The organism is Nonomuraea sp. NPDC059023 (assembly GCF_042740095.1).
Classification (GTDB): Bacteria; Actinomycetota; Actinomycetes; order Streptosporangiales; family Streptosporangiaceae; genus Nonomuraea.
The window spans coordinates 235,189-257,336 of sequence record NZ_JBHYIO010000013.1 but is presented as its reverse complement, the minus strand read 5'-3'; the positions used below and the strand labels follow the sequence as shown (position 1 = coordinate 257,336).

At 71.6% G+C, this 22,148-nt stretch carries 12 protein-coding genes and 1 pseudogene; 11 read left to right on the top strand and 2 right to left on the bottom strand.

The genetic code is table 11. The annotated features are described in order from the left end of the window. Positions 1-168: 168 nt before the first annotated feature. The 4 genes and pseudogenes from ACFWYW_RS23685 to ACFWYW_RS23670 all read left to right on the top strand — a co-directional run. Complete coding sequence (locus ACFWYW_RS23685; protein ID WP_379612686.1) at positions 169-6,984, top strand: polymorphic toxin-type HINT domain-containing protein; 6,816 nt, start codon at positions 169-171, stop codon at positions 6,982-6,984. A gap of 228 nt (positions 6,985-7,212) precedes the next feature. Continuing rightward, positions 7,213-8,862, top strand: a complete 1,650-nt coding sequence (locus ACFWYW_RS23680) for a BTAD domain-containing putative transcriptional regulator (RefSeq protein WP_379612685.1) — start codon at positions 7,213-7,215, stop codon at positions 8,860-8,862. An 80-nt stretch (positions 8,863-8,942) separates the two neighbouring features. Further along, the gene (locus tag ACFWYW_RS23675) at positions 8,943-11,294 is read left to right on the top strand and encodes a S8 family serine peptidase (RefSeq protein WP_379612684.1); all 2,352 of its coding nucleotides are present in this window, start codon (positions 8,943-8,945) and stop codon (positions 11,292-11,294) included. After that, a pseudogene (locus ACFWYW_RS23670) lies at positions 11,266-12,201 on the top strand (helix-turn-helix domain-containing protein); the annotation flags it as partial. The gene ACFWYW_RS23675 and the pseudogene ACFWYW_RS23670, both read left to right, overlap by 29 nt. Before the next feature lie 213 nt (positions 12,202-12,414). On the opposite strand, the gene ACFWYW_RS23665 reads toward ACFWYW_RS23670, so the two are convergent. Together ACFWYW_RS23665 and ACFWYW_RS23660 are read right to left on the bottom strand one after the other, a co-directional pair. Then, positions 12,415-13,152, bottom strand: a complete 738-nt coding sequence (locus tag ACFWYW_RS23665; protein WP_379612683.1) for a MerR family transcriptional regulator — start codon at positions 13,150-13,152, stop codon at positions 12,415-12,417. 141 nt (positions 13,153-13,293) lie between these two features. Further along, complete coding sequence (locus tag ACFWYW_RS23660; RefSeq protein ID WP_379612682.1) at positions 13,294-14,184, bottom strand: oxidoreductase; 891 nt, start codon at positions 14,182-14,184, stop codon at positions 13,294-13,296. A 268-nt stretch (positions 14,185-14,452) separates the two neighbouring features. Here ACFWYW_RS23660 and ACFWYW_RS23655 point away from each other — a divergent pair, with 268 nt between their 5' ends. From ACFWYW_RS23655 to ACFWYW_RS23625, 7 genes are all read left to right on the top strand, one after another. Beyond that, positions 14,453-14,965 (top strand): flavin reductase family protein, encoded by a 513-nt coding sequence (locus ACFWYW_RS23655; RefSeq protein WP_379612681.1) that lies wholly within the window; start codon positions 14,453-14,455, stop codon positions 14,963-14,965. Between the two features lie 97 nt (positions 14,966-15,062). Next, on the top strand, positions 15,063-16,382 hold the full coding sequence (locus ACFWYW_RS23650) for an NtaA/DmoA family FMN-dependent monooxygenase (RefSeq protein WP_379612680.1): 1,320 nt from the start codon (positions 15,063-15,065) through the stop codon (positions 16,380-16,382). Further along, positions 16,379-17,524: an LLM class flavin-dependent oxidoreductase gene (locus ACFWYW_RS23645; protein ID WP_379612679.1), complete on the top strand. Its 1,146-nt coding sequence runs from the start codon at positions 16,379-16,381 to the stop codon at positions 17,522-17,524. Before ACFWYW_RS23650 ends, ACFWYW_RS23645 begins: the two co-directional genes overlap by 4 nt. Then, positions 17,521-18,555: an LLM class flavin-dependent oxidoreductase gene (locus ACFWYW_RS23640; protein WP_379612678.1), complete on the top strand. Its 1,035-nt coding sequence runs from the start codon at positions 17,521-17,523 to the stop codon at positions 18,553-18,555. Before ACFWYW_RS23645 ends, ACFWYW_RS23640 begins: the two co-directional genes overlap by 4 nt. Continuing rightward, the gene (locus ACFWYW_RS23635) at positions 18,552-19,643 is read left to right on the top strand and encodes an MsnO8 family LLM class oxidoreductase (RefSeq protein WP_379612677.1); all 1,092 of its coding nucleotides are present in this window, start codon (positions 18,552-18,554) and stop codon (positions 19,641-19,643) included. Before ACFWYW_RS23640 ends, ACFWYW_RS23635 begins: the two co-directional genes overlap by 4 nt. Then, positions 19,640-21,235, top strand: coding sequence for an ABC transporter substrate-binding protein (locus tag ACFWYW_RS23630; protein WP_379612676.1), 1,596 nt, complete (start codon positions 19,640-19,642; stop codon positions 21,233-21,235). The genes ACFWYW_RS23635 and ACFWYW_RS23630 overlap by 4 nt, the downstream gene beginning before the upstream one ends. Next, positions 21,232-22,137, top strand: coding sequence for an ABC transporter permease (locus ACFWYW_RS23625; RefSeq protein ID WP_379612675.1), 906 nt, complete (start codon positions 21,232-21,234; stop codon positions 22,135-22,137). Before ACFWYW_RS23630 ends, ACFWYW_RS23625 begins: the two co-directional genes overlap by 4 nt. Positions 22,138-22,148 lie beyond the last annotated feature (11 nt).

The following is a 22,148-nucleotide window of genomic DNA, read 5'->3' as shown; positions in this document are numbered from 1 at the left end:
CTGCGCGGCCCCGCGGTCGTTTCCCTCTTCGACCTGCTGTCCGTGTGGTCGGAGCTGTCGGCCGTCTCAGAAGGAGCGCTCACCGACAACGACTCCGGCTGACCCTGCCTCGGGGTCGCCGCGCCGCCGCGGCGACCCCGTCCCCCACTCTTTCCTTGGAGGTACGGCATGCGCGTCCATGCCGCACGCCGCCGCGTGTCCTTGGCCAGGACGCTCCGGGCGGTGCTCACCCTGGTGCTCACGGCGGGACTGCTGTTCGTCCCCGCCACCCTCCGGCCGGCCGTCGCCGCCGCCGAGCGCGACCGGCCCCGGCCCGTGGACCGGGAACGCGTCGTGCCCGGCCGGCCCGCCGCGGTGAAACCCCGGATCAGCGAGCCGAAGGCGCCCGACCCGGTCGTGAACTGGCCCGCGCCGGGCACGGCCGAGGTCGACCTGGCCGCGTCCGCCGTCGCGGCCCGCCGGGCCGGCGCGGTGGCGGCCGCAGCGGCCGGCCCGTCGTCCACCGGGCGGGTGAAGATCCAGACCCACGACCGTGCCGCCTCGCGGCGCGCCGGTGTCAGCGGCCCGATCGTCACCGCGGCCCGCACCGCCGGGCCACCCGGCAAGGTGACGATGACGGTGGACTACGCGCCCTTCGCCGAAGCCTACGGAGGCGGCTTCGGTTCCCGCATGCGCCTGGCGGCGCTGCCCGTGTGTGCCCTGACCAGCCCGGACAGGGCCGAGTGCCGGCGGGCCGTACCGCTGAAGGGGCGCAACGACAGCGCGGCCAGGACGCTCAGCGCGGACGTGGACCTCGGCGCCGAGCCGATGGTGCTGGCCGTGACGTCAGCGGCGGCGGGCGACAAGGGCGACTTCGGGGTCACCTCGCTCTCACCGTCCGCGACCTGGCAGGTCAGCGCCCAGTCGGGGGACTTCTCCTGGTCCTACCCGCTGCGGGTGCCGCCGGTGCCGGGCGGGCTGGTGCCGAACCTGGCGGTCAACTACTCCTCGGCGTCCATCGACGGCCGCACGGTCAGCAGCAACAACCAGGCATCGTGGGTCGGCGACGGCTTCGAACTGTCGCCCGGGTTCATCGAGCGCAAGTACAAGCCGTGCAAGGACGACGGCGTGCCGAAGGACCCGACCTACCAGGTCGAGCCGATGGACCAGTGCTGGGCCTACGACAACGCCACGCTCTCCCTGGGCGGATCGGGCGGCGAGCTCATCCCGACCGGCGCCGACAGCTGGGTCCTGGCCAAGGACAACGGGACCAAGGTCCAGCGCCTGATCGGCACCGACGCCGACACCGGCAACGGCGACGACGACAACGAGCACTGGCGGGTGACCACCCCCGACGGCACCCGGTACTACTTCGGCAAGAACCGCCTGCCTGGCTGGAGTTCCGGCAAGCCGCAGACCAACGCCGCCTGGGACGTACCGGTCTTCGGCAACAACAACGGCGAGCCGTGCCACAAGAACGCCTTCAAGGACTCCTGGTGCTCCCAAGGCTGGCGGTGGAACCTCGACTACATCGAGGACACCCGCGGCAACGCCGTCGCCTTCTACTACGCCAAGGAGAAGAACCACTACGGCCGCAACCTGCGCGCCGCCGACGACACCCCCTACACCCGCGGCGGCTACCTGACCTCCATCCAGTACGGCCTGCGCGGCGACGACGTCTTCCCGGCCACGCCCCCGGCCGTGGTCGACTTCACCAACGCCGAACGCTGCCTGGCCGAAGAATGCGGCGACATCGGCGCCCACCCGGCCCGCTGGCCGGACGTGCCCTGGGACATGAACTGCGAGCCGGGCACCGAGTGCAAGCACGGCAAGGGTACGGCGACGCCGAGTTTCTGGACCCGCAAGCGCCTGACGAAGGTCACCACCAAGGTCGTCAACCCGGCGGGCACCGGCCACCGCGAAGTGGACTCGTGGCAGTTCAAGCACCTGTGGGGCATCGCCGACGTGGACCGGCAGCTCAAGCTCACCGACATCGCCCACACCGGGCACGCCGGGCCCGCGCCGATCACCACGCCGCCGGTCAGCTTCGTCTACCAGCAGCTCGCCAACCGGGTGGACGAACTCGGCGACGACGTCGGCCCGTTCATCAAGGAACGCGTGGCCGCCATCCAGAACGAGACCGGCGGCAAGCTCGACATCACCTACTCGGAGATGGACTGCACCCCCTCCGACCTGCCCGAACCGGCGACCAACCGGCGCCGCTGCTTCCCCACGTTCTGGCAGAACGCCAACGGCGGGGCCGATCCGAGCCTGGACTGGTTCCACAAGTACGTGGTGCGCGCGCTGATCCAGACCGACCTGACCGGCGGCGGCTCGGACATGGTCACCCGCTACGACTACAGCATCGGCCGGCCCGCCTGGCACTACGCCGACGACGACGGCATCACCCCGCAGAAGTTCAAGACGTGGTCGAACTGGCGCGGCTACGACAGGGTCCGCGTGATCAGCGGCGCCACCAGCCAGGCCAGCGGCGGCACGCCGTCCCAGACCGACCACTGGTTCTTCCAGGGCATGCACGGCGACCGCGCCGGCCCCTCCGGTGGCACCAAGACCGTCACCCTCCCGGACGGCGAGGGCGGCAACCCCACCGACCACGAGTCGCTGCACGGCATGACCCTGCGCACCGTCACCTACGACAAGGTGGGCGGCGAGCCGGTGAGCAAGTCCGTCACCAGCCCGTGGCACCACCAGACGGCCAGCAAGTCCCGTCCGTGGGGCACGATGACGGCCAACCTCACCGGAACCAGGACGACCCGCGCCTTCGCCCTGGCCGGTTCCTCGTGGCAGCAGACCCGCTCCACGGTGACCGACTTCGACCTCACCAACGGCGCGGCGCTGGCCCTCGACGACGAGGGCGAGGTCGGCGTACCCGGTGACGAGGAATGCACCAGGACCGAGCTGACCGCCGACGGGCCGCGGGTGCTGCGGCTGGCGGCCCGGGTGATCACGGTGGCCCGGCGCTGCGCCGACCAGCCGGACCTGACCACCGACCTGGTCGCCGACGTACGCAGCTACTACGACGACAAGGCGTTCAAGGCGGCGCCCGCGCACGGCGACGTGACGAAGACCGAGCGGGCCGTCGCGGCCTCCGCGACCGCGATCACCTCCTACCAGGTGATGGCCCGGTCGAGCTACGACGTCCTGGGCCGGCCCAAGACCGTCACCGACGCCGCCGGGCAGGTCACCTCCACCGGCTACTCCGAACCGCATGGCGTCACCACCGAGGTGACCTCGACCACCCCGCGGGCCACGGCCACCGACCCGGAATCGGCCCTGACCACCACACGGGTGCTGGATCCGGCCTGGGGCCTGGCGATCCGGGAAACCAATCCCAGCGGCAGGACGACCATCGCCGATCGTGACGCGCTGGGGCGTACCTCGAAGGTCTGGGGGCCCGGCCGCACCAAGAGCCAGGTTCCCGACAACGAGTACCAGTACCTGATGAACCCCGGCGCGATCGTGGCCGTGGGCGCCAGGACGCTGACCAGGGACGGCGGCCAGCAGACCTCCTACACCCTGTTCGACGGCTGGCTGCGCCCGCGCCAGTCGCAGGCCCCCGGACGGGACGACGCCACCGGCGCCAAGGGCCGGATCATCTCCGACACCGTCTACAACGGGGCCGGGCAGGTCCACTACACCTTCGCGCCCTACTACGCCGACGGCGACCCGCAACCGGCCCGGTTCGGCGCGGCGGTGGTGGGCGCGGTGGAGAGCCAGGTCTGGAACACCTACGACGGCCGCGGCCGGCTGCTCGTCGAACGGCTGCTGTCGGGCAACAGCGACGGCGCGGCCAACGAGTTGTGGAACACCCGCTACGAGTACGGCGACGACTGGACCAAGGTCATCCCGCCGTCCGGCGGCACCCCGGTGACGACCTACACCGACGTGCACGGCCGTACCCGCGAAGTGCACCAGCACCGCGCGGCCGGACCCGTCGTCACGAAGTTCGGCTACGACCATCGCGGCCGGCCGGAATCGGTGACCGGCCCCGGCAACCAGGTCTGGACCTACACCTACGACCTGCTCGGCCGCCGGGTGCGGACCGACGACCCCGACCGCGGTGTGGAAAAGGTCGCCTACGACACCCTCGACCGGCCGGTGCTCACCACCGACGCCCGCAACCACAAGATCGGCATCCAGTACGACGGCCTGGGCCGCGCGATCGCCAAGTACGACGCCACCACTTCCTCACCCGGCACCAAGATCGCCGAATGGGTGTACGACACCGTCCGCGAGGGCCAGCTGACCAGCTCCTCCCGCATCGTCGGCAACGACCGCTACACCACGCAGGTGGAGGAGTACGACAACCTGGACCGCCCCCAGCGCACCAGGGTCACCCTGCCCGCCACCGAAGGGGCCCTGGCGCCGGTCGGCGGCTACGTCTTCGACACCAGCTACAACCTCGACGGCAGCGTGGCCGCGAGCAGCAGCCCCGCCGTCGGCGGCCTGCCCGCCGAGAACATCGCCTACACCTACGACGATCTCGGCCGCCTGGTCTCCAGCAAGTCCCAGCTGTCGACCTACCTGACCGGCGCCGACTACACCAAGACCGGCAGGCTCATCGGCCTGCGCATGCGCTCCGGCGCCGCCGGAAAGCAGATCGACCAGACCTTCGACTACGAGTTCGGCACCGGCCGCCTGGCCAAGGCCACCACCTGGCACTTCGGTATGCCCGGCACCGACCGCAGCACCCAGTACACCTACCAGCCCGCCGGGAACATCACCCAGGTCAAGGACAGTTCCCGCGACGGCGTCGACAACCAGTGCTTCCGCTACGACGAGCTGTCGCGCCTGTCGGAAGCCTGGACCCAGACCGACGACACGCAATGCGCCGAGACCGGCGAGAACACCACCATCGGCGGCCCCGCTCCCTACCGGGCCACCTACACCTACGACGACACCGGCAACCGCCGCAGCGAATCCCTGTACGGCGCCGGCCCGGCGGGCGGCGTCCAGCAGTCGGACCGCACCTACGCCTACGACCCTGCCAAGGCCCACCGCCTCACCACCGTCTCCGGAGCCGCCTCCTACGCCTACGACGCCTCCGGCAACACCACCGAACGCCGCACCCAGGGCGGCAACCAGACCCTGACCTGGGACGCCGAGGGCGAACTCACCCAGGTCAACGACGACAAGAAGGGCGAAACCCGCTTCCTGTACGGCGCCGACGGCGAGCGCCTCATCCGGCGCGACAAGGACGGCACCACCCTGTACCTGCCCGGCCTGGAGGTTCACCTGGCCAAGGGCGCCACCGCCACCACCGCGCGCCGGTTCATCGGCAACGCCATGCGTACCACCACGGGGGTCACCTACCTCATCTCCGACCACCAGGGCAGCACCGAACTGGCCGTCAACGCAGAAACCGGAGCCCTGAGCCAGCGCCGCTACGCCCCCTTCGGCCGCTTACGCGACGCCCAGGGCGCATGGCCCCAGGAACACCAGCGCGGCTTCGTCGGCGGCATCACCGACGACAGCGCTGATCTGACCACTCTGGGCGCCCGCGGCTACGACCCCATCACCGGCCGCTTCATCTCCGTCGACCCCATCATCAAGATGGGCGACTCCCAGCAGATGAACGGCTACAACTACGCCGACAACAACCCCGTCACCCTCGCCGACCCGACCGGCATGGCCCCCTGCTGCAGCGGCATCGCCTGCACGAAGTCCCTCAATCCCCCGTGCAGAGACGACCAGCTGGACGACGACGACTGCGAAGGCCCCTGCGACTTCGACAGGGCCAAGAAGGGCCTGGAATCCGGGCGCGACAACGCGGAGAACGAACGCCGCCAGCACCAGCAGACCGCCAAGCGGAACGCGGTACTCGAAGCCTTAAAGGCCGCCGGCATCGGCTTCATCAAAGACTTCCTCAAGATCGAAGACATCAAGGGCTGCTTCAGCGGCAGCGTGGGCAAGTGCGTCAGCCTGCTGCTCGAAGTGGTGCCGGCCAAGAAGATCGGCGGCCTGATCTGGAAACTCTCCACGAGGGTCCGGATGGGCATCAAGATCTACAAGAAGGTCCAAGGCGCCGTCAAAGCGGCCCGGCAGGCCATCGAACAACTCGACGCGAGAATCGACGACATCAACAAAAAGATCGCCGCCATCGACGCGCTGATCGCCCGCGCGGCGAAACGCGGGAAGAATCCGAAGTCCGCGGGCACGTCCTGCAAGCTGTCCAACAGCTTCACCCCGGAGACCAAGGTTCTGCTCGCCGACGGCTCGGGGAAACGCATCGGCCAGTTGAAGCCCGGCGACAAGGTCCTGGCCACCGACCCGGCGACCGGCCGTACCGAAGCCAAGGAGATCCTGGCCACCATCGTCGGTGACGGCACCAAGAACCTCGTCACCATCACCGTGGACGCCGGGGACATCGTCGCCACCGACGGTCATCCCTTCTGGGTGGAGAACGAGAAGGCCTGGCGCGATGCCAAGGACCTGCGCCCCGGCCAGCTCCTGCGCACCGCCGCGGGCACCTATGTCCAGGTCACCGCCGTCAAGTCCCGAACGACCGAGGCCCGCGTCCACAACCTGACCGTCGCCGACATCCACACGTACTACGTGCTGGCGGGCGCCACCCCGGTTCTCGTTCACAACTGCGGCAAGGGATCGGGCGGCGCCGGGGACGACGTGGACACGCCCGACGCCAGGAAGCCGATTCATCTGGCGATGGGTCTCACCTACCGTGAGGGCCACAGCCTGGACCGCTTCGCGAGCGAGATGGGGGCCGTGACATGGCTGGACGGTCAGTTCAGGGACCTGTTCCCCACTCCGACGGCGACGCGTAGCGCGCTGGAGACCATGATCGATCGGGTGCACGAGAGCGGTGGGCGCATCAGCTTCAACCTGGGAGGCATGGGGGACGTCCCCGGTGTCCTGTCGGGAAAGACGCTGCCGGGCAAGATGACGTCGATCGAGCTTCAATATGTGTGTGGAAGCGCGGCGCTACGTGCCATTACGACATTCCACAATGGAGCCGCGCCGTGCTGAGCAGAGGCCCTTGACGCATGAATACGGGGAGCGGCCGGGCAGGGTCGCTCCCAGGGGCGAGATTTCGGCTGACGGAAGGTGACTTTCCTTATCGCCGGAAGCGCGTTCATCTCGTTCGCATATCGGCCGTGCCTCGGACACGCTAAGGTTTTTTCGGGAAATAGTGGGATTCGTCTCGGTTGAATATCCGTTGACGCCATGGCCCGACCCCCGGTCAATCATGAACAGGTGATCAAGTCACCAAGTGACGGCGTCCGCCTGCTCGGCCCGGTCGAGTTCCGGTGGGCGGGGGCGCCGGTCGCGCTGCCCAGGCGTCAGCAGCGGCTGCTGCTCGGCGTGCTGGCGCTGTCGGCCAACCGCATGGTTCCGCTTCAGCGGCTGGCCGAGGTGTTCTGGCCCGACGGGGCGCCGCAGGGCGGGCGGCGGCAGGTTCAGGTGCTCGTCTCCCGGCTGCGCGGCCTGCTCGCCGGGACGGACGTGGAGGTCCTCGCCGCCGGTTCCGGCTACGGGTTGCGCATCGACCCCATGGCGGTGGACGCGCACCGCTTCGCCGTACTGAAGGAGCAGGCCGCTGCCAGTGGCGACGACGAGGAGAAGACCGGGCTGCTGCGGCGGGCGCTGGACCTGTGGCGCGGTCCTGTCCTCGACGAGGCGGCGGTCGGTGGCGCGCGTGACCTGCTCTGCGTCAGGCTGGAGGAGGCGCGGCGCGAGGCGCTCGAAGAGCTCGCCGAGGCGTCGTTGCGGCTCGGGCGGCACCGGCAGATCCTCGGCGTGCTGGCCGAGGAAGTGGCGGGCGATCCCGCGCGGGAGCGGCTGGCCGGGCTGCTGATGCTCGCGCTGTATCGTTCCGGGCGCGTCGCCGAGGCGCTCGACGTCTTCGAGCGGGTTCGGGCGCGGCTGTCCGGGGAGCTCGGGCTCGACCCCGGTCCCGCTCTGGTGCGGCTGCGCCAGGACATCCTGCGCGGCGACCCCCGCCTCGGCGGGCGCTCCGGCGGCCAGGAGAACGTCGGGCGGACCGGTGACCTCGAGGGCGAGGGGCTGGTGATGCTGGGGCTGGGCCGGCTTCGCTTCGCCCAGGACCGCTTCGCCGAGTCCGTGGCCGCCTACGAGGAGGCCCGGCGGGCGTTCCAGCGGCTCGGCGACCGGCGGCATCTGGCGGCCGCCCTGTCCGGGCTGGGGACCGTACGGGCCGAGGGCGGGTGGTTCGCGGAGGGGGAGTCCGACCTGCTGGAGGCGGCGTCGATCTTCGCTTCGTTCGGCGACCTGGCCGGGCACGCGCACGCCATCTACATGCTCGGCTTCGTGGAACGCGAGCGGGGCGACGACGAACTGGCCCTGTGGCTGCTCGGGCGGGCGCTGGCGGCGTACCAGAAGATCGGCGACCGGCGCGGTGAGGCCCTGCTGCAGCGCAGCGTCGGTCTCGTGCACCGGGCCAGGGGCGAGTACGCGCCCGCGGCGGCCAGGACCCGGGAGTCGCGCCGGCTGTTCACCGCCCTGGCCGACCCGCACGGCGCCGCCTACGCCGGCCAGTCGCTGGCCAAGATCCGGATCCGCGTGGGCGACCTCCCGCAGGCCGAGCGGGCACTCCAGGCGAGCCTGCGCGTGTTCACCGGCCAGGGCGACCGCTTCGGCCGCGCGCTCGGCCTGCGCACGCTCGGCGAGCTCCGCCTGGAGCAGGGCGCGACGGCCGAGGCCAGGGTCGCGCTGTCGGCCTCGCTCAACCTCTGGGAGGCGCTGGAACTCCCGCTGTGGCGCGCCCGCACGCTCACCGTCCTGGCCCACCTGGAGCACCGGTACGGCGAAGCCGCCCAGGCCGGCGCCGCCCGCCGGGAGTCGAGCGCCATCTTCAGCCGGATCGGCAGCCGCGAAGGCCGCTGACGTCGCTGTCAACAGCGTGGCAACAGGGCCCGCCTACAGTGCGCACGAGCATCGTGCCCCGCGCCCTGAAGGAGAGGCTCATGAGGCGATTAGCCATCGTCGCGGTGGCGTTCCTGCTGTCCTCGATCACCGTGGCGGCCGGCACGTCGAACGCGACGGCGGGACTTTGGGTGGAGCCGGGACTGGCCGCGCAGTTCGCTACGGGAGCCGAGCTGCGGGTCAACGTGGTGACGAGGGAACGCGCCGATCTGGCCGCCGCGTCCGGCGCCGGGCAGGTGCTCCAGACGTTGTCGCGCCTGCCCGTGGTCACCCTGCGTACCGACCGGGCGGGGCTGCGGCGGCTGACCGGCCTGCCGGGCGTGGTCAGCGTGTCCGAGGACCGGCCGGTGCCTGCGGTTCTCGGGCGGAGCGTTCCGCTGATCGGCGGCGACCGCACCAGGGCGGCCGGGCTGACCGGCGCGGGCGGCGTCGTGGCCGTGCTGGACACCGGGGTCGCCGCCGGGCATCCGTTCCTGGGTGGCCGGGTCGTGGCGGAGGCGTGCTTCTCGCCCGCCGACCTCGACTACTCCGCCTCCAGCCTGTGCCCGAACGGCGCCACCCGGCAGGAGGGCGCGGGCTCCGCCGACGCCGAGAGCGGCCAGTGCGCCGGCGAACTGCTCGACTGCTCGCACGGTACGCACGTGGCCGGGATCATCGCCGGTGACGGCGAAGGGCTCGACGGCGACGACGGCGGCGGTGTGGCGCCCGGAGCCGGCATCGTGGCCATCCAGATCTTCAGCAGGTTCGACTCCGACGACTTCTGCGGCTCCGGCCGCGCGCCGTGCGTGCTCAGCTTCCCCAGCGCCCAACTCGCTGGGCTGGAGAAGGTCCAGGCGCTGAGGCAGACGCTGCCCATCGTGGCGGCCAACCTGAGCCTGGGCGCCGGCCGGCACACCGCGCCCTGCGACAGCGACCCCCGCAAGGCCGTCATCGACACCCTGCTCACCGCGGGCGTCGCCACGGTGGTCGCCGCGGGCAACGACGGCTTCCCGGACGCGATCACCGCTCCGGCCTGCGTGTCCTCGGCGATCGCCGTGGGCAGCACCACCGACGCCGACGCCCTGTCCGCCTTCAGCAACCGCGGCCCGCTCCTGGATCTCCTCGCCCCGGGCAACGACATCATCTCCTCGGTGCCGGGGAACGGCTGGGCGCCGATGAGCGGCACCTCCATGGCCGCCCCGCACGTCTCCGGCGCGCTCGCCGTCCTGCGCCAGGCCTTCCCCGGGCTCGGCCCCGCCGCTCTGGAGGCCAAACTGGAAGAGAGCGGGCGGGCCATCGGCTACCCGGGCGCCACCACGCCACGTCTCCAGCTCGATGCCGCCGCCCTGGACGCGACCCCCCGGCCGGGGCCCGACCAGTATTTCCACTCCCGCGGCAGGCTCCTGGACAACGTCCAGATCAGCGCGAACTCGGCCATGGCCGTTCAGGTCGCGGGCGTGGCCGGGCTGCCCGCCCAGGGATTGCGGGCCGTCTCGCTCAACGTCAGCGCCAAGGGCGAGGGATTCGGGTCGGGGGCGCTGGCCGTACACGCCTCCAATGAGCAGGAACCGGACGGAAAGGTCCTCGCCTACGACCACACCCGCTTCGCGTCCACGATGATCATCACCAGGGTCGGCGCGGACGGGAAGGTCAAGGTCGTCAACCGCGGCACGGGCGCGGTCAGGGTGACGCTCGACGCGCACGGCCACACCCTCGACCACGCGGCGGCCGTCGTGGGCGGCACCTACGTCCCGATCACGCCGGCGCGGGTGGCCGACCGCACCGTCGTCCCCGCGTGGGGCAACCACCAGCTGTCCACCGCCGAGATGCCCGGCCTGCCCGCGACCGGCGTGGCCCAGGTCGCCCTCACGGTCATCCTGAAGAGCCCCTCGACGGGCACCATGCGCGTGTACGCCGCCGGCGACGTCTTCCCGGCCGAGGCCAACGCCGACTACCCGGCGGGCCTCGCCACGCAGTTCCACACGATCGTCAAGCCCGGCCCCGACGGGAAGATCAACGTGCACAACCTCGGCTACGGCGGCGCCGAGATCTCCGTGGACGTCGCCGGCTACTACACCACCGCGCAGCGGGCGTCGGTCGTCAAGGCGATCCGCCCCACGCCCGCGGCCAGAGCGCTGGCCATTGCGGCGGGCGGCACCACGACGCTGCGTTTCACCGGCGTCACCGCGGTCGGGCTGACCGTCGCCGCCAGGGGCGCGGCGAGCGGCGTCGTCTCGGTGGTGCCGCAGAGCGGGCCCACGACCTCGCGGGTGGTCGCGTACCCGGCGGGCAAGGACGCCGTCGGCTTCACCACCGCCGCCGTGCGCGCCGACGGGTCGGTGGTGCTGAAGAACGAGGGGACCGCACAGGTGAGCGTCGACGTCGATGCCCACGCCTACTTCGCGAGGGGCTAGAAGGGGAGGCGGGCACATGAGCCCTGTGGTGGTGGACGGGCTACACGCCCGCAGACTCGCGGCCGAACTGCGTGTTCTCAAGGCCGCCTCCGGTCTGGGGCTGGTCCAGATGGCGGCGCGTACGCACTGCAGCAAGTCCTCGCTGGAGCGTTACCTCAACGGCAAGCTGCTGCCGTCCCGCCAGGCCGTCGAAGCCATCAGCGAGGCGTGCCGCGGGGACACCGCGCGGCTGGTGGCGTTGTGGGAACTTGCCGTGGCCGATCCGCCCGCGTGGCGGCGTCCGGCCCAGTTGCCGCATGACGTGGCGGGCTTCACCGGCCGTTCCTCCGAGCTCGCCCGCCTGGCGGCCCTGGTGCCGGACGCGGGCGACGCCGTCGCGATCGCGGTGATCGACGGAGTGGCCGGCGTCGGCAAGAGCGCGCTGGCGGTGAACCTCGCGCACCGCGTGGCCGGTCGGTTCCCGGACGGTCAGTTGCACGTCGACCTGCGCGGTTCCGGCGCCGACCCGATGCCGCCCGCCGAGGCGCAGGCCAGGTTCCTCCGGGCGCTCGCCCCGGACCTGCGGCACCTGCCCGCCGAGGTGGGTGAGCGGGCCGCCCTGCTCCGCAGCCTGATCGGCGACCGGCGCATGCTCGTCCTTCTGGACGACGCCGCCACCCCCGACCAGGTCCGCGCCCTGCTGCCCGGCAACGCCGGATGCCTCGTCCTGGTCACCAGCCGCCACTGCCTGGGCGGTCTGGTCGCCCGCGACGGCGCCCACCACCTGGCCCTGAGCCCGCTCACCGCCGCCGAATCCGCCGACCTGCTGGCGGCCGTCGCCGGCGCCGAACGCGTCGCCGCGGAACCCGAGGCCGCCGCCCGCCTGGCACGGGAGTGCGGACACCTTCCGCTGGCCCTGCGCGTGGCGGCCGAACGCCTCATCGTGCGCCCGTCGCTCACGATCGCCGATCTCCTCGCCGACCGGCGCCGATGGGACAGCCGGGAGGCGGCGCGGAGGGCGTCCCGCCGGGCCCAGGCGGTATGGGCGTTCAACGTGCTGGGCCTGCGCGACGGCCCGGCCGAACTCCTGGAAACGCTGGCCATCGCCTACCTGATCGAACACCAGGACGCCCACGCCGGGTCAGGCCTGGTAGAGCCAGATCCAGTTGCCGCTCGGGTCGCGGACGGCCGAGCAGCGGGGCATGCCGTCGGGGTCGTGCGGGGCGACGGCCTCGGTCGCGCCGGCGGTGACGGCGCGGGCGTGGCAGGTGTCGATGTCGTCGGTCAGCAGGCCGAAGGTTGAGATGCCGGGACGGTCCATGTGGTCCCGGGAGGCGATGAGGTGGATCAGGAAGAAGTCGTCCCGGCCGTAGGCGCCGAAGAGGAAGGCGGAGTGGTCGGCTTCCTCGGTACGCCTGGCCACGTCGTAGCGGAAGGCGAACGCCTCGGCGTAGAAGGACACCGCCGCGTCGAGGTCGTCGACGGCGATCTTGAGCTGGACAGGGCGGCAACCGGTCTGGACTTCCGGCACGGTGAATCCCTCCTGGAGGAAGCGCTGGGTGTCGCCGATCCTGGCGGTCAGCAGGTCGCGGCGGCGTTGGAGAAGGCTCAGGTGCCGGGCCAGGATCTCCCTGGTCACGGCGCCGGACTCGTCGTCGATGATCTGGCGGATCTGGTCGATGGGCAGGTCGTCCCATCGCAGCGTGCGGATCCGCCGGGCCCGCCCGGCCTGCGAGCGGCGGTAGCGGCGGTATCCGGTGGCGGGATCCACCGAGGCCGGTGACAGCAGGCCGACCTCGTCGTAATGGCGCAGCGTGCCGATCGACAACCCGGTCAGCCGGGCGAACCGGCCGATGGTCACTACTTCATCGTCATCCACCACTCCACCATCGGCCCTCGGGTAACCCGAGAGTCAATCCGTGATGCGCGGAGTTTCGCGTCTCAGCAGTGGATCGCGGCCTCCAGGAGGCGGCGGATCGTGGCGGTCAAGCACGCCGGCTGGACCTCGCCGTACCTGCGACTAGCCGGCCAGTTCGGTGAGGTCCCCGGCGCTCAGCCGCAGATCTCCGGCGGCGATGTTCTCCTCCAGGTGCGCGACCGACCCGGTGCCCGGTATCACCAGGATCGAGGGCGACCGGGCCAGGAGCCAGGCCAGCGCGACCTGCGGCACGGTCGCGCCGTGCCGGGCGGCGACCCCGGCCAGGCGCGCGGTCACGTCCTCGTCGAACTCGCTGATGGGGAAGAACGGTACGAACGCGATCCCGGCCCGCGCGCAGGAGTCCACCATGTCCTCGTGCCGGCGGCGGCCGACGTTGTACAGGTTCTGCACGCTCACGATCGGCGCGACGGCCAGCGCCCGGGCCAGCTGGGGCGCTGACACGTTGGAGATGCCGAGGTGCCGGATCATTCCTTCGTCCCGCAAGCCGGACAGCGTCTCGAGCGCCGACTCCATGGAGCCTTCCGCGGGTGTGACGGCGCCGTCCATCCGCAGGTTCACCAGGTCGAGCCGGTCGACGCCCAGCGATGACAGGTTCGCCTCGACGGCGCGGCGCAGCCCGCCGGCGGTCAGCCCGATGCGCGTGCCGGGCTCGCGGTTCTCCTCGCCTTCCATGATCGGCCCGACCTTGGTGACGATCGCCAGGCCGGCCGGGTACGGGTGCAACGCCTCGCGGATGAGGTCGTTGGCGGCCACCCCGTCGCGGCGGTAGTAGTAGCTGGTGTCGAGGTGGTTGACGCCGAGCTCCACCGCACGGCGCAGGACGGCGAGCGCGGTGTCGTGGTCCGGCCGGCGGGCGCCCTGCGGCCAGCCGGTCAGTTTCATGGAGCCATAGCCGATCCGGGCCAGGTCGAGGTCGCCGCCGATCGTGAAGTGTCCGGCCGACGTGGCGTCCGGCGTGCGTGCTGTGGTCATGGCGACAGCAAAGCAGACGAGGACATAACCCTATAAACAAGTAGGAAATATTGACTTTAGGGAGGTCTCGGCCTAGCTTCGTTGGTATGAGCCAGGGTTTCCTGCTGACCAGGCGCTCCACCCAGTGTCGCTGATCATGGACCTGTAGCCACCGACGACTCCTCCTTCTCCGCGTCCCCCCGCGCGAGCATGCCCACTCTCGTGAGGAACCCCTCGTGATCAAGCCAACGCCGACATCCGGTCACCCCGACAGAACGGGCTCGCCCGCATGACCGACACGCTGCCCGACCGGTCCATCGCCGCCGACCAGTTCAGGCAGGCGCTGGCCGTGCACGCCAGCGGCGTCGTGGTCATCACCGCCCAGAGCGACGGCCTGCCCGTCGGCCTCACCGCCACGTCCTTCTCCTCCGTCAGCCTCGAACCACCCCTGGTCTCCTTCTACGTGGACCGTTCCTCCACCACCTGGCCCCGGCTGGGCGCCGCCGACCACTTCGCGGTCAACATCCTGGCCAGCGACCAGGCCGAGCTGGCAGCCCGCTTCGCCCGCAAGAACATCGACCGGTTCGCCGCGCCCACCCGCTGGCGGCCGGGACCGCTGGGCGCCCCTCTCCTGCGGGACGTCTGCGCGCATCTGATCTGCCTGCCCTACGAGCGAGCCGAGGTCGGCGACCACGTCCTGGTGGTCGGGCTGGTCGCCGACACCCACGTGCGGCACACCGGCCGCCCGCTCCTCTACCACCAGGGCCGCTTCGGCCGCTTCCTGGCCCACCCCGACTCCTGAACCCGGAGCAGCTTGTGTCCACATCCACGCAGCCGCGGGCGTACGCGAGCCCCGCCGGCCACCACCTCCGCCAGCAAGCCCCGCACGGGCACGGTCGATGACGCGCACCCAGATCCATCTGGCGGCCCACTTCCCCGGCGTGAACAACACCACCGTCTGGGCCGACCCCCGCTCCGGCAGCCAGATCGACTTCGCCTCGTTCGCCCACCTGGCCAGGACGGCCGAGCGCGGCAAGCTCGACTTCTTCTTCCTCGCCGAAGGGCTACGGCTGCGCGAGCTCAAGGGGCGCATCCACGACCTCGACGTGGTGGGCCGCCCGGAGGCGCTCACCGTGCTCAGCGCCCTGGCCGCGGTCACCGACCGCCTCGGCCTGGCCGGGACCGTGAACGCCACCTTCAACGAGCCGTACGAGCTGGCCAGGCGCCTGTCCACGCTCGACCATCTGAGCGAGGGCCGGGCCGCGTGGAACGTGGTGACCACCTCCGACGCGTTCACCGGCGAGAACTTCCGCCGCGGCGGCTTCCTCGACCGTTCCCAGCGCTACGAGCGGGCCGCGGAGTTCCTGCGGCTGTCGCGCGAGCTGTGGGACTCCTGGAGGCCGGACGCGGTCGTGGCGGACCCGGACACGGGCCGGTTCGTCGGCGAAGGCGGCATCGGGACGGTCGAGCACAGCGGCGCCCACTTCTGCGTCGAAGGCCGGTTCACCACGCCCCGCAGCCCGCAGGGGCACCCGGTCGTCATCCAGGCGGGCGACTCCGACGAGGGCCGCGAGTTCGCCGCCGCGCACGCCGACGTGATCTTCACGCCGCACGGCGGCCTGGAGGACGGCAAACGCTTCTACGCCGACGTCAAACGCCGCCTGGCCAGGTACGGCCGCGAGCCGCACCAGCTCAAGATCATGCCAGGCGTGACGTTCGCGCTGGGCGACACCGAGGCGGAGGCGGCCGGGAACGCGGCCGCGATCCGCCGTCAGCAGGTCGGCCCGCAGACCGCGACGGCGTTCCTGGAGCAGGTATGGGGTCGTGACATGTCCGCCTACGACGCGGAAGGCCCGCTGCCGGACATCGAGCCGGACCTGTCCGAGGGCGTCTCCCAGGGCCGGGTGCCGCTCAAGGACCGCCCCGCCGTCGCCGCCAAGTGGCGGGCGCTGGCCGAGGAGAAGGGACTGTCGATCCGCGAACTGGTCATCGAGGTGACCGGGCGGCAGACGTTCATCGGCACCCCGGAGAGCGTGGCCCGGCGGATCGACGAGCACGTGCGGGCGAAGGCCGCCGACGGCTTCATCCTCGTCCCGCACCTGACGCCCGGCGGGCTGGACGAGTTCGTGGACCGGGTGGTGCCGCTGCTGCAGGAGCGCGGCGCCTTCCGCGCCGACTACACCGGCGCCACCCTCCGAGAACACCTGGGGCTGGTATGACGCTGCACCTGGCCGTGGCGCTGGACGGCGCGGGGTGGCACCCCGCCGCCTGGCGCGAAGCACCGCCGGATCTCTTCTCCGTCCGCCGCTGGGCCGGGCTCGTGGCCGAGGCCGAGCGCGGCCTGCTCGACTTCGTGACCATCGAGGATGCCCTGGGACTGCAGTCCACCCTTCCCGACGGCGACGACGACCGTGCCGACCAGGTGCGGGGACGGTTCGACGCCGTGCTGCTCGCGGCCCGGCTGGCGCCGGTCACCAGCCGGATCGGGCTGGTGCCGACCGCGACCGTCACCCACACCGAGCCGTTCCACGTGGCCATCGGCATCGCCACGCTCGACCACGTCAGCGGCGGCCGGGCGGGGTGGCGGGCGCAGATCTCGCCGCGCGCCTCGGAGGCGCGGCACTTCGGCCGCAAGGAGGTCCAGCCGCTGAAGCCACTGGCTCACGAAGCTGATCCGCAGGTACGCGAACTGTTCGCCGAGGCCACGGACGCGGTCGAGGTGGCCAGGCGGCTCTGGGACAGCTGGGAGGACGACGCCGAGATCCGCGACGTTGCCACCGGCCGTTTCATCGACCGGGACAAGCTCCACTACATCGACTTCGCCGGGCGGTACTTCTCGGTCAAGGGGCCGTCCATCACGCCCAGGCCGCCGCAGGGGCAGCCGGTGGTGACCGCGCTCGCCCATGCGCGGCTGCCGTACGAGTTCGCCGCGGCCGGCGCCGACGTCGTCTACGTCACCCCGCACTCCGCCGACCATGCCCGCGCCATCGTCGAGGAGGTCGGCGGGCTGTCCGGCGAGCTGAAGATCTTCGCCGACCTGGTCGTGTTCCTCGGCGAGGACGCGGTCCGGCGCAAGGCGCGCCTGGACGAACGGGACGGGGCCGAGCTCGTCTCCGATGCCGCGATTTTCGCCGGGACCGTGACCGAACTCGCCGGCCTGCTGCTGGAGTGGCGCCGGGCCGGGATCCAGGGATTCCGGCTGCGGCCCGGCGCGCTGCCGTACGACCTGGAACAGATCGCCCGCGGGCTGACGGCCGAGTTGCGCGGGCGCGGGGTGTTCCGGCACGCGTACGAGGCCGCCACGCTGCGCGGGTTGCTCGGTCTGCCGCGCCCGCTCAGCCGCTACGCGGAGGTGACATGAAGTTCCTGCTCATCACGTTGATCCCCCACCACGACGATCGATCGCCCACCGAGCGGTTCCGTGAGGTCGTCGGGAACGCGGTGCTGGCCGAGGAGCTCGGCTTCGACGGGTTCGGCGTGGGGGAGCGGCACGAGTGGCCGTTCCTCTCCTCCTCGCCGCCGGTGGTGCTCAGCCACATCGCGGCCAGGACGTCCAGGATCCGGCTGTTCACTGCGGTCACCACGCTGAGCCTGCTGGACCCGGTCCGGGCGTACGAGGACTACGCCACCCTGGACCACCTGTCGGAAGGCCGGCTGGAGCTGATCATCGGCAAGGGCAACGGGGCCGCGCAGGCCAGGCTCTTCCACGTAACGGCCGAGGACCAGTGGGAGCGCAACAGGGAGGCGTACGAGCTGTTCCGCCGCCTGTGGCGCGAGGACAAGGTCACCTGGGCGGGCGCGTTCCGGCCGTCGCTCACCGAGGCCGAGACCTGGCCGCGGCCGCTGCAACGGCCGATCCGGGTCTGGCACGGCAGCGCCACCAGCAAGGGGTCGGTGGACCTGGCCGCCCGCTACGGCGACCCGTTGTTCTCCGCCAACGTCAGCAACCCCATCGATCCCTATGCCGACTTGATCGACCACTACCGGCGGCGCTGGGCGCACTACGGGCACGATCCCGCGGACGCGCTGGTCGGAGCCGGGAGCGCGGGCTTCTACACCGCCCCCACCTCCCAGGAGGCGATCGCGACGTACCGGCCGATCTACGACGCCCGCGTGGCGTTCCAGCGCGAAGCCGGGCTGCCCATCGTCTTCCCGACGCTGGAGGACGCCATCGAGCGCGGCTCGATCCTGGTCGGCAGCCCGCGGCAGATCATCGACAAGGTGCTGCGCTACCACAAGCGGTTCGGGCACGAGGTCATGCACCTGCAGGCCGACGCCGGCGGGCTCACACCTGGTCAGCACCGGAAGGCGCTGGAGCTGTTCCAGACCGAGATCGCGCCCGTGCTGCGCGCGGAGATCCCCAGCCGGCCGTTCCCCGGAGGCGTGTCGTGACCCTGTCCATTCTCGACCTCGCCCCGATCAGCTCGGGGCGGACCGCCGCCGAAGCGCTGCGCAACACCCTCGACCTCGCCCGGCGGGCCGAGGAGCTCGGCTACCGCCGCTACTGGCTCGCCGAGCACCACTTCGCGCCCGGCGTCGCCTCCTCCGCCCCGGCCGTGCTCATCGCCCTCGTGGCGGCGGCCACCTCCACGATCCGGGTCGGATCGGGCGCCGTGCAGCTCGGGCACCAGACGCCGCTGTCCGTGGTCGAGCAGTTCGGGCTCATCGACGCCCTGTATCCGGGCCGCGTCGACCTGGGGATAGGCCGCTCGGGGCAGCGCCGCGCCGAGCTCGCCAAGGCGCCGGCCTTCGAGAAGAAGGACGCCCGCGTCGTGGACGGGCTGCTCATCCCGCCGCCGTTCGACTTCTCGCGGCTGGCCGGGCACCCCCATCTCGTCCATTACGCCACCCTGCTTCAGCAGCCCGGCGCCCGGACGCCCGGCTTCGCCGGCCAGATCGACGACGTGCTCGCCTTCCTCGACGGCACCCACGAGGCGCCCGCCGTCCCCGGTGAGGGGGCCGGCGCGCAGGTCTGGATCCTCGGCAGCAGCGGCGGGCAGAGCGCCCAGGTCGCGGGGGAGCGGGGGCTGCCGTTCGCCGCCAACTACCACGTCAGCCCGTCCGGCGTGCTGGATGCCGTCGAGGCGTACCGGGCGGCGTTCAAACCGTCGGGCGCGCTGGCCGAGCCGTACGTGATCGTCTCGGCGGACGTGCTCGCCGCCGCCGACGAGTCCACGGCCCGCGAGGTGGCCAAGGGGTACGACCTGTGGGTCCGCAGCATCAGGACCGGCGCGGGCGCGATGCCGTACCCGACTCCCGAGGAGGCCGACGCCCACGTCTGGACCGACGCCGACCGGGAGCTGGTCAAGGACCGCCTCGACACGCGGTTCGTCGGCCCGCCGGACCAGGTGGCGGAGGGGCTGCGCGTGTTGCGCCGGGTGACCGGGGCCGACGAACTGCTCATCACCACCATCACCCACCGCCACGAAGACCGGGCAATCTCCTACGAGCTGCTCGCCGACGCCTGGAACCGCCCGTGAAGCGCCTGATCCCCGTCCTCCTTCTGGGCCTCGCCGCGTGCGGTGCCCAGCCCGCGGAGTCCGCCCCGGCCACCACGCTGACGTGGGCCATCGAGACGCAGCCGATCACCCTGAACCCGCAGTTGTGGGCGCAGAACAAGGTCAGGCCGCTCGTGTTCAACCAGTTCGACGCGCTGCTGTCCAAGGCCGGGGACGGCTCCTTCCGGCCGTGGCTCGCCACCTCGTGGAAGATCTCGGACGACGAGCTGACCTACACGCTCGACCTGCGCCGGGACGTCACGTTCCACGACGGCACGAGGTTCGACGCCGCCGCCGTCAAGGCCAACCTCGACCAGTTCCTCGTGCCGGGCTACAACCCGGCGGTGGCCGCGATCCAGCTCAAGGCCTTCGACCGGGCGGAGGTCGCGGCGCCGTACCAGGTGAAGATCACCCTCAAGGAGGCCGACGCGCTGTTCCTGGACTTCCTCGCCTCGCCCTACGCGGGGCAGGTCTCGCCGAAGGCGCTCAAGAGCGCCAAAGATCTCAAGTTCGGCGGACTCGACCTGGTCGGAACCGGACCGTTCATCCTCGACAGGTACGTCCAGGGACAGGAGATCCACTACCGCCGCAACCCCGCCTACAACTGGCCGCCCGCGGGGGCGGCCCACCGGGGCCCCGCCCACCTTTCCGCCATCACCTACCGGTTCCTGCCCGAGGCCGCCGTCCGGATCGGCGCGCTCAGCTCCGGACAGGTGCAGGTCATCGAGGGCGTCCCCGCCACGGAGGTGGCCCTGATCAAGAAGGACCCGGACCTGGCCCTGCTGACCTCGCTGAACTCCGGCACCGCCTACTCCTACTACTTCAACACCTCCCACGCCCCCTTCGACGACAAGCGCGTACGCGAGGCGTTCCGCGAAGCCGTGAACGTGGACGCCGTGCTGCAGTCCGTCTACCAGGGCACCGCCACCAGAGCGTGGAGCATCGTCGGCGCGAAGAGCCCCTTCTACGACGCCACCCTCGAGAACCGGTACGGCGGCGACGTCGCCAAAGCCAACGCCCTGCTCGACGCGGCCGGATGGAAACAACGCGACGCCGAAGGCTACCGGGTCAAGAACGGCAGGCGGCTCACGGTAGGCGAGGTCGCCTCGGCGCCGTTCGTCCGCGACCGCCGCGACATCCTCGCCCAGGCCGTCCAGGCCCAGGTCAAGCAGAACGCCGGCATCGACTTCCAGGTCAGGATCCTGGACCAGGGTAGCGCGCAGAAGGCCCTGGAGGAGAGCGCGTACGAGCTGTTCGGCAACTCCCGCGGCGACTCCGACGCGGGCGCCGCGCTCAACCTCATCCTGCCGGAGAAGGCCGCCATCAACCGCACCCGCTTCGCCGACCCGCGGGTTGACGCCTGGCTCAAGGCCGCCTCCGCCACCCATGACCAGGCCGAACGCGGGAAGCTGTACGCGCGGGTCCAGCGGGCGGCCGTCGTGGACAACGCCATCGTCTTCCCGCTCTACGTCCCCGCCGACCAGATCGCCGCGAGTAGGAGCGTGCAGGGGCTCGGCTTCGACCCCGCGAGCGGCACCCCGGCCGGCGCGTACGACGTGCGGATCGGCACATGATCAAGCGGCTGGGCACCGGGCTGGCCGTGCTCTGGGCCGCCGCCACCGCCTCGTACGTCGCGCTCCTGCTCGCTCCCGGCGACACCGTCGACATCCTCGTCGGCGACGGCCCCGACACACCGGAGATCAGAACGAGGATCATCACCGAGTGGGGGCTCGACCGGCCCGAGTTCGTCCAGTACCTGGCCTACCTGTGGCGGCTGCTGCACGGCGACCTCGGCCGCTCGTACCAGTCGCAGCGCGGCGTCGGCGAGATCCTCGCCACGCAGGTCGGGCCGACCGCGCAGCTCACGCTGGCCGCCGCCGGGACCGGGGTGGCGCTGGCCGGGATCATCGCGATAGTCACGGCGGGCAGGGGCAGGTGGCTGCGCGGCGCCGCCTCGGCCGCCGAACTGGTGTCGGTGTCGGTGCCGCCGTTCCTCATCGGGATCGTGCTGCTGTCGGTGTTCTCGTTCACGCTCGGCTGGTTCCCCGTCTCCGGGGCGCAGGGGCCGCAGGCGCTGGTGCTGCCCGCGCTCGCGCTGGGGCTGCCGGTCGCGGGCGTGCTCGGGCAGGTGCTGCGCGGCGGGCTGGAGCGGGCGCTGGAGCAGCCGTTCGCGGTGACCGCGCGGGCGCGCGGGCTCACCGAGCGCGCGCTGGTCGCCCGGCACGCCCTGCGGCACGCGCTGATCCCCGCCCTGACGCTGGCCGGGTGGTTCACCGGGACGCTGCTGGGCGGCGCGGTGATCACCGAGGTGCTGTTCGGGCGTCCCGGGCTCGGCCAGGTGGCGATGCAGGCGGTGACCGGCCGGGACATGCCGGTCGTGATGGCCGTCGTGCTGCTGTCGGCCGTCGTGTACGTCACCATCAGCACGCTGCTCGACCTGGCCTACCGCGTCATCGACCCCCGGATACGGGGCTGAGGCGTGCCCAA